At 66.1% G+C, this 8766-nt stretch carries 8 protein-coding genes; 7 read left to right on the forward strand and 1 reads right to left on the reverse strand.

Annotated features, from left to right (window positions below; genetic code table 11):
- Window positions 1-131: 131 nt before the first annotated feature.
- From EN780_RS38865 to EN780_RS20870, 6 genes are all read left to right on the forward strand, one after another.
- Entirely contained in the window at window positions 132-293 is a 162-nt protein-coding gene (locus tag EN780_RS38865; RefSeq protein WP_189340653.1) for a hypothetical protein, read from the forward strand.
- Window positions 294-556: 263 nt separating this feature from the next.
- Window positions 557-1624, forward strand: a complete 1068-nt coding sequence (locus tag EN780_RS20850) for a type III polyketide synthase (protein WP_128275177.1) — start codon at window positions 557-559, stop codon at window positions 1622-1624.
- A complete protein-coding gene (locus tag EN780_RS20855) occupies window positions 1621-2340 on the forward strand; it encodes a methyltransferase domain-containing protein (RefSeq protein WP_128275178.1) in 720 nt (239 codons plus the stop codon). Before EN780_RS20850 ends, EN780_RS20855 begins: the two co-directional genes overlap by 4 nt.
- Entirely contained in the window at window positions 2337-3581 is a 1245-nt protein-coding gene (locus tag EN780_RS20860; RefSeq protein WP_128275179.1) for an NAD(P)/FAD-dependent oxidoreductase, read from the forward strand. The genes EN780_RS20855 and EN780_RS20860 overlap by 4 nt, the downstream gene beginning before the upstream one ends.
- Window positions 3582-4027: 446 nt before the next feature.
- Window positions 4028-5545: a tlde1 domain-containing protein gene (locus tag EN780_RS20865; protein ID WP_245494849.1), complete on the forward strand. Its 1518-nt coding sequence runs from the start codon at window positions 4028-4030 to the stop codon at window positions 5543-5545.
- Window positions 5546-5837: 292 nt separating this feature from the next.
- Window positions 5838-7085: a glycosyltransferase gene (locus tag EN780_RS20870; protein ID WP_128275180.1), complete on the forward strand. Its 1248-nt coding sequence runs from the start codon at window positions 5838-5840 to the stop codon at window positions 7083-7085.
- Between the two features lie 2 nt (window positions 7086-7087).
- On the opposite strand, the gene EN780_RS20875 is transcribed toward EN780_RS20870, so the two are convergent.
- The gene (locus tag EN780_RS20875; RefSeq protein ID WP_128275181.1) at window positions 7088-7843 is read right to left on the reverse strand and encodes a DUF4239 domain-containing protein; all 756 of its coding nucleotides are present in this window, start codon (window positions 7841-7843) and stop codon (window positions 7088-7090) included.
- Window positions 7844-8124: 281 nt separating this feature from the next.
- Here EN780_RS20875 and EN780_RS20880 point away from each other — a divergent pair.
- A partial coding sequence (locus EN780_RS20880; RefSeq protein WP_128275182.1) for a ThuA domain-containing protein occupies window positions 8125-8766 on the forward strand: 642 nt, incomplete at its 3' end.

The raw sequence follows: 8766 nt of genomic DNA on the forward strand, positions 1-8766 counted from the left end.
GGGCGGCGGCGGGCTGATGGTCGTTATCGACGTCACGTGATCGCGGCGATCGGCTTCTTCAATCCGGCGTTGCGCCCGGGAGCTTGGAACCCTTTCCGCTCCGGTCGGGTTTATAGGCGAGGCGAACCGCCATGGACGACAAACAGCCTGCCGAAAACCACCCGGGAAGGATCCTCGCCACCGTGCTGGCGATCTGCCTCATCATCATCGCCTTGTTCTTTATCGGCTTCAGATATTCGGAGCGCGACCAGGGGGCCTTGATCGTGCCCGGAGGGGTGCAAGGCAGCGAGTGAATCGGCCCGAAGCTTTTGCCTGACGGGCCGAAGATTCACGCCGGCTTGATGCGCTTGCGGCCGGCGCGCCTTTCGCGCGCCGGCGAGACCGTAACACTTTGATTTTGCATATGATCCTTTCAGATGTTTTGGATCGCGCCAGGAAGAAACAGGTTTTTCGAAACGTTTATCGAATAGGCAACGCTCAACGCCTGGCGCCTGTCAGTAGCGGAAAATCCCTCCGGCACAGCGCGCGTCGCGCCCGAGCCCAGGGAGGCAGAAACGTGTCCGCCAACGCCTATATCAACCGGATCGCGACGGCGGTGCCGCAGCACGACGTGCACCAGTTCTACCTGCGCTATGCAGCCTCGATGCTGGCCTCCGATCGCAGGAGAATATTCGAACGCATGGCCGGCCTCGCCGGCATCGAGCACCGCTTTTCCTGCTTCGCGCCCGCCCTCGAACCCGAAGGGCCGTCGGCCGATTTCGCCGGGACCTTCAGGCGCGGCGCGTTTCCCGGAACCGCCGTGAGAATGGCGATGTTCAGCGAAGCCGCCCCCGTTCTGGCGCAAAGCGGCGTCGACGGGCTGCATCTTGGCGATGAGGCGTCGCGCATCACCCACCTCATCGTCACTACCTGCACCGGTTTCTCCTCGCCCGGCATCGACCTCGACCTGGTTCAGCGCTGCGGCCTGCCGGATGGCATCGAGCGCACGATAGTCGGGTTCATGGGCTGCTATGCGGCAGTCAGCGGCCTCAAGCTTGCCCGCCACATCGTCCGTTCCAACCCGCAAGCCAGGATCCTGCTGGTCAATATCGAAATATGCACCTTGCACATCAGGGAGACCGACGAGTTGGAAAAGCTGCTCTCTTTCTGCCTTTGGGGCGATGGCTGCGCGGCGACGCTCGTGACCGCCGAGCCGCCCGGCATCGCGCTCGACTCCTTCTGTTGCGCCGTCGCCGGCGAGCAGCGGGACCTGATGACCTGGGATATCCGCGACCACGGCTTCGACATGTTTCTTTCCGGCAAGGTCCCGGGGGCGGTCCAGGAAGTGTTGCGAAGCAGCCAGGACGCCATCCTTGGTGGCCGGCCGCCGGAGGCGATCGACCTCTGGGCCGTGCATCCCGGCGGGCGCAGCATTCTCGACGCCGTCGAAAGGGCGCTCGATCTCGAACCGGCCGCGCTCGAGCCGTCGCGCGAGGTGCTGCGCGGCTACGGCAACATGTCGTCTGCGACGGTCATGTTCGTGATGGAGAAGATGCTGAAGAAGCCCGGCGGACTGCTGGGCTGCGGCATGTCTTTCGGACCCGGCCTGACGGCCGAGACCATGCTGTTCAGGACCGTCTCATGACCGCCCTCGCGCAGCGCAGCCTTATCCCGGAAATCCTGGATGGGCTCGCCGCCGACGATCCACGGGCGCGCGCTTCACGCCGTGACCTCCGCCGCATCAACGCGCTGATGCTCCAGGCACGGATCATGGCGTCATTGCTGAGGAAATTCGTGCCGAAGCCGCCGGGCCGTATCCTGGAGATCGGCGCCGGCGACGGCACCTTCATGCTGGCCGTGGCCCGGCGCATGGTCAAGCGGTGGCCGCGGGTGGAACTGACGCTGCTCGACCGTGTCGACGTTCTCACCGCCGAACTCCCGGTGGATTTCGACAGTCTGGGGTGGACGGTTGCAGGCATCACCGCCGACGTCTTCGACTGGGCGGAACGGGCCGGCGGCAGCCGCTACGACGCGATCACCGTCAACCTCTTCCTGCATCATTTCGATGACGCCGGGCTGCTGCGTCTGTTCTCCCTGCTGGCGCCCAAAGCGCCTTTGCTCCTGGCAACCGAACCGCTGAGATCGAAGCCGGCGCTCGTCGCTGCCGGCCTTCTGCCGGCGATCGGCGTCAACGACGTCACCCGGCACGATGCGGCCCAGAGCGTACGCGCCGGCTTTCGCGGCAACGAGCTCTCCGCTCTCTGGCTTAAGGTCAACGGCATGCCGCTCGAGGAACGGCGTGCCGGTCCGTTTTCCCACGTCTTCGTCGGCGCCGGTAGCGTTTCCGATCCGGACCGATGACACGTCTGTCGACCCATGATGCGATCATCATCGGCGCCGGGCCGGCGGGTACATCCGTTGCGCTGACGCTTGCCCGGCGCGGATGGGCGGTAGCGATCGTGGAAAAGCGGCTGTTCCCGCGCCGCAAGGTCTGCGGCGAATACATCTCGGCAAGCAATCTCGCGCTTCTCGACCAGCTGGAGATCGGCGACGCCTGGCGCGCCAGTGCAGGCCCGCAAATCCGCCGCGTCGGCTTCTTCTCCGGCAATACCCGCGTCAAGGCGGCAATGCCTCCGGCAAGAGCAGGGCGCTGTGCAGATGACGGCTTCGGCCGGGCGCTGGGGCGGGACGTGCTCGACGCTCTGCTCTTGCAGGCGGCGTGCTCGGCGGGCGCCGAAATCTTCCAGCCCTTTTGGCCCGTCGCCATCGACCGGGATGGCGACATGCAGATAGTACGTATTCAGGCCAGTAATGTCAGCGACGAACACACGATGTTGCGGGCGCCGGTGATCGTCGCGGCGCACGGTTCCTGGGAACCGGGCCCCCTGCCAAGCCAACTCGCAAAGACCAGCCGTCCGTCGGACCTGCTCGGCTTCAAAGCGCATTTCATCGGATCGTCGCTCGCAACTGACCTGATGCCGCTGTTGGTATTTCCTGGCGGCTATGGCGGCATGGTCTTCGCCGACCATGGCCGGCTGTCGATCTCCTGCTGCATCAGGCGCGACGTGCTCGCGCGGCTGCGCGGCAACCATCGCCCCGAACAGGATGGTCCCAAGGAGAGTGGCCACCTATCTGCGGCCGATGCGGTCTGCCGCCACCTCATCTCATCCTGCCGGGGCGTAAGCGATGTCCTGGAGGGAGCCCGCCTCGACGGTCCATGGCTTGCGGCCGGACCGATCCGGCCCGGCATCCGCGCCTGCTACGAGCGCGATATCTTCCGCGTCGGCAATGCGGCCGGGGAATCGCATCCCATCATCGCCGAAGGCATCTCGATGGCGCTTCAGTCCGGCTGGCTGCTGGCTTCGGAACTCGGCGGGGCGCCAACGGGCCAGGCGGGCCGCGAAGCGGTCGGCAGACGCTACGAGGCCACCTGGAGAGGATTGTTCTCGACCCGGGTCTACGCAGCCGCGGGCATCGCCCGGCTTGCATTTTGCCCCGGCGGTCCAGCCTTGATGAGGGTGGCTGTCCGGAATCTTCCGCAAGCGCTGACATTGGGCGCGCAGCTGAGCGGCAAGACAAGGCGAGTTCCCGGATTTGGCTGACTGGCCAGTTTTTTCGGATGGCCGGAGCTTCCTGTCGCCACGCCGCATTTTAACCCTAATCCGCCTCTAGCCGGCTGAAGACGTTGCGGTTCCGGTCTTCACGTTTTCTTGACACAGGCCGGAAAAACGGGCAGCAAGGCAAGTGAGGGAGAGCATTTTTACCATAGCGGAGACTGTGGAGGGCTCTTTTTTCGTGTCGACCGCAGTGCAATCGGCGGTCGCTGGAGGGATTGGTTAACCATCTTTGTCCATCTTTTGAATCAATCGGCAACAGACGCGTGAAGGTGCAGGGGGCACCAGGCGAACTGTGATCGTGACGGGTGCCAGGTCCGCGAACCGGCATGCCGATTGAGAGTGGTTGTATGGCGTCTTTGCGTTTGAAAAGCCGGGGTAATGCTCCTGAAGAGGGAGTAACTTCGAAGAAATCTGGTGGCCTTTGGGTTGCGGTGCCTGCTGTCGGCGCCGCGCTCGCTCTATGGTCCGTGGCGACCTTGGCTGGCCTCTATTCGGTGGGCACCTCGCTCACCGCCGCCTCCAACCGATTGCCGCCGAGCCTGCTGGCGCCGGGCAGCATCGCGCTCGCCGATCCGCGCCGCGCGACTGCCAGTTCCTGGATGCTGCAGCTTCCGGTTGGCGCCCCGCATCGGCAGGCGCTGCTCGGGCGCTGCGATGCGGGCTGCGTGCGCCAGGCCTCGAGCTTCGCCGCTGCCGGCAATGCCGGCAAGATGGCCCGCCTCGCATCCGCCCACCCCGATAGCATCACGCCGAAGATGGCCGCGCCGGAAACCGTGGCGCACGCAGCCTCGACCGACCGCTTCGACAGCGTCGTCGCCAGGGCAAAGCTGTCGCCGCAAAAGCTGGCGGAGGCCTTCGCCCGCGCGCAGGACAAGCCGGCCCTGCTGGCCAGCCTGCCGGCCGATGCCCGCTTCGCCGAACCGGTTCGCCTGCCCGACCAGCAGGGCCCGGCATCGGTGCGCTTCGGGCCGCAGGTGGCGGAAATCGAACGCTCGTCGCGACTGGCCCTGGCGCTCGCCAATGCAATGCCGGAGGTCGACATGCTGGCGCCGCCGCCATCGGTGGCTATGGCCGGGCCTGACGCTGGGCAGGAGCCGGCCGAAGTTCAGCTCGCCTCGCTGCCGCCGCAAGACGAGATGCCGGACGCAGTTCCGCTTCCAACCGGCCGGCCGCAGGCCGAGATCGATCAGCCGGCCCCCAAGGCCTTGGCTCCCAAGGGCCAGGCCAGCAGGACTGATGCGCCAGGGACCGAGACGCCACAGGCGGCAAGGACCGGCAAGGCCCAGTCGGCCAAGGCCGCCGATGTGCCGCCGTCCGGGAAGGCGTCGATCCTGTCGCCGCGCAGCTCGGAGCAGGCGGCCGTGCCGACCCTGCCGGGCGTGCAGGCCAGCCAGGGCAAGCCGGCCAAGCCGGGCAAGCGGTCGAAGGCCCAGGACGCGGAGATGCTCGCCTACGCCAAGCCCGACATGCCGGAGCGCGGCGCGGGCGGCGTGTTCGGCAACCTGTTCAGCAACAGGCCAAGCGTGGGCAACGGCGTCGCCGTCTATGACATCTCGACAGCGACGGTCTACATGCCCGATGGTTCCAAGCTGGAGGCGCATTCGGGGAAGGGCGCCATGGCCGACCAGCCGCGCTTCGCCAACCGCAAGAATTCCGGCCCGACGCCGCCCGACACCTACAATCTGTCGATGCGTGAATCGCGCTTCCACGGCGTCGAGGCGATCCGGCTGACGCCGACCAGCGGCAGGAACAAATATAACCGCAACGGTCTGCTCGCCCATACCTATCTGCTGCGCGGCTCCCCAGCCCAATCCAGCGGCTGCGTGGCCTTCAAGGATTATGGCCGCTTCCTCTCTGCCTTCAAGAAGGGGAAGATCAGGCGCCTGGTCGTTGTGCCGCGCCTGAACGGGTCGCCCACCCAGGTCGCCCAGGAAGGCCGCCAGGGCTGACCCCGCCCGCCACTATGCCGGCAGCAGCTAGTTGCCGGTAGGCTGCCTTTGATCTCTTAACGGTTTGCGGTCTTTACCGCCGTTGACGCGCGGCGCGGTCGACGCACGCGCTTGATGTCTTCGCCACGTCTCTTGCAACAGCGGCAGTGACCGGTTCCATCGAATTGCGGATGAGGAAAGGGAGAACTCCCTCTCCCAGAAAGCATATATGGCGCAGCCCGGGCTTGCGGCAAGCCCCCGGCAATGCCGTATGTACGCTGCCCTTGACCTCAGTTTAGGAAAGGGAGTTTGCATGCGGATTTTACTGTCGACCTATGGCTCGCGTGGCGATGTCGAACCGGTGGTGGCGCTCGGCGCGCGGCTGCAGGACGTCGGCGCCGAGGTGCGGGTAAGTGCCCCCGGCGATGAGGAGTTCGCCGCTCTGTGTGCCCGCGCCGGCGTCCCACTGGCGCCGGCCTTTTCGCCGGTGCGCGAATGGGCCAAGGAGATGATCCGGCGCAGGAGATCGGCATCGCCCGAGGGCGTGGCAGCGCTCGTCTCCGGGCAGGCGGCCGAGATCGTCGCCAGGCAGTATGATGCGCTGGCGGCAGCCGCAGAAGGCTGCGACGCGGTGGTGGCTTTCGGCCTGTTTCCGTCCTGCGCCGCCGCGCGGTTGGTCGCGGAGCAGCGGGGCATGCGCTACATGCTTGGCACGTTCTGCCCCATCTGGCTGCCTTCGGCGCACAACCGGCCGCATGAATATCCGGGCCATCCTCTTCCAGCCGGGGTAACCGACAATCGGCTGCTGTGGCAGACGGACATCCTGACCAAGAACGCACTGTTCGGCGGTGCGATCAACAGCCACCGCGCCTCGCTTGGATTGCCGCCGGTGGCGAATGTCCGCGACTATGTCTACGGCGATCCCGTCCTGCTCGCCTGCGACGCGACGTTGGGGCCGTGGCAGCCGTCGGACCTGATCGACGCCGTCCAGACCGGCGCCTTGATCCTGCCGGACGAACGGCCGCTGCCCGACGGGCTGGAGGCGTTCCTCGAAGCCGGCTCTCCGCCGGTCTATGTCGGCTTTGGCTCCATAGCGGTCGCCAGCGAATCTGCCCGCGCGGCCATCGAGGCGGTCCGGGCTCACGGTCGCCGTACCGTGCTCGCGCAAGGCTGGGCCGAGCTCGGCCTGATCGACGATCGCGACGACTGCTTCGCCGTTGGCGACGTCAACCAGCAGGCGCTGTTTGGCCGGATGGCCGCCGTCATCCATCACGGCGGCGCCGGCACGACCGTCGCTGCTGCCCGGGCAGGAGCGCCTCAGCTCGTGGTGCCGCAGATCGGCGACCAGCCCTATTGGGCTCGGCGGGTGGCCGAACTTGGCATAGGGGCGGCGCATGACGGCCCTATACCGACCACGGCGACATTGTCGGCAGCCCTTGCGACGGCGCTCGCGCCGGAAACCCGCGCCCGGGCGGTCGTGCTCGCCGGCTCGATCCGCGGCGACGGAGCGGCGGTGGCCGCCAGGCTGCTGCTCGCTGACCTAGGCCGGGGCGGGAGCTGACCTCATTGCTTCAGCTCCGCCAGCGCCCTTTCGAGCGGCGCTGGCGAGATCTGGATCGGGCCGGAGAAGGGTATGTCCATGTCCATGATCAGATAGAGCGCGGCGGCGACCAGGGCCGCCGACACGACGAAGGTGGCGACGACCGTTGCGTTGCATGGCGCCCTGAAGCCGAAGCTGGCGAAGATCAGCATCAGCCAGGCGACAAGAAGCGCGATCAGCGCTCCAGGGATCGCGCCTTCCGACTGTTCGGCCAGCACCCAGCGCAATTCGATCACCTTTTGCAGCTGCTGGCGTGCATCCCGCAGCATGTCTGCATGCCTGTCGTCGGGCGGCGTCAGCACGCTCAGCTGGTCGCCGACATTGTTGAGCAGCAGCTCAGACAGCCGGTTGGCGACGATCGGCGATTGCTGGCTTGGCGAGGTGGCGTCGACGACGCGCTGCACATAGGCGATCAGCGGCTGGCGCGCGGCTTGCGTCTCGGGGCCGTATTGCCTCAGCGACCGGTCGAGCAGGATCAGCTCGGTCGCATAGGCGTGCAGATTGTGGTCGATGGCTTCGAATGTGTTCTTGGCCGAATTGATCATCAGGCCGAGCACCAGCGAGGTCATCACCACGAACAAATTGGCGGCGAGCCGCACGATCGCGCTGGTATCGTCCTGGCGGTGATGCGGCGGAAAGCGACCATGGATCAGCAGGCTGGTGAGCGACGCTCCGGCCAGGCAGACAAAGATCGCGACCCCAAGCAACGCTTCGCGCATGGCCGATATTGTAACCGAGACGCGGCGTTTGCCAAAGGGTTGCCGGGTCGGGTTGATTCAGAGTCGGAGGAGGGGCGCCTATTGTGCTGGTTTGGAAGGGTTTTCGAGGCCGGAACTTTTCTACGCGGGAGGGGCGGCAAGGTTCGCCTCGGTTCTCGTTCCGCGCAGCGCCTCCTCGCGCCCTTGGGACAGAACATCACCATCGAAAACGTTTCCATTCGCGCCTGGGCGGACTATGTATGACCGGGGCGGGTCGGTTCCGGTTTCACCACGAGGATGTCATGACAATACGCGCTGTCGTCTGGGGCGAGAATATCCATGAGCGCACCAATGAGGTGGTCGCGTCGATCTATCCCGAGGGGATGCACACCACCATCGCCAACGCGCTGAAAGCCGACCCCGGCATCCAGGCTTCGACCGCGACGCTGGAGCAGCCCGAGCACGGTTTGCCCGAAACGCGGCTGGCCGAGACCGACGTGCTGGTCTGGTGGGGCCACAAGGACCATGGCGCCGTCGCCGACGAAGTGGTCGAGCGCGTGGCGCGCCGCGTCTTCGAGGGCATGGGGCTCATCGTCCTCCACTCCGGCCATTTCTCGAAGATCTTCAAGCGGCTGATGGGCACGCCCTGCACGCTGAAATGGCGTGAGGCCGGCGAGCGCGAGCGGCTCTGGGTGACGAGCCCCAGCCACCCGATCGCCGAAGGCGTCGGCGAATTCTTCGAACTGGAGAACGAGGAGATGTATGGCGAGCAGTTCGCCGTGCCGGAGCCGCTGGAGACGGTGTTCATCTCCTGGTTCCAGGGCGGCGAGGTGTTCCGTTCCGGGCTCACCTACCGGCGCGGCGCCGGCAGCATCTTCTACTTCAGGCCGGGCCACGAGACCTATCCGACCTATCACGACGCCACCGTTCACAAGGTGCTGCGC

The organism is Mesorhizobium sp. M4B.F.Ca.ET.089.01.1.1, from assembly GCF_004022605.1.
GTDB lineage: Bacteria > Pseudomonadota > Alphaproteobacteria > Rhizobiales > Rhizobiaceae > Mesorhizobium > Mesorhizobium abyssinicae.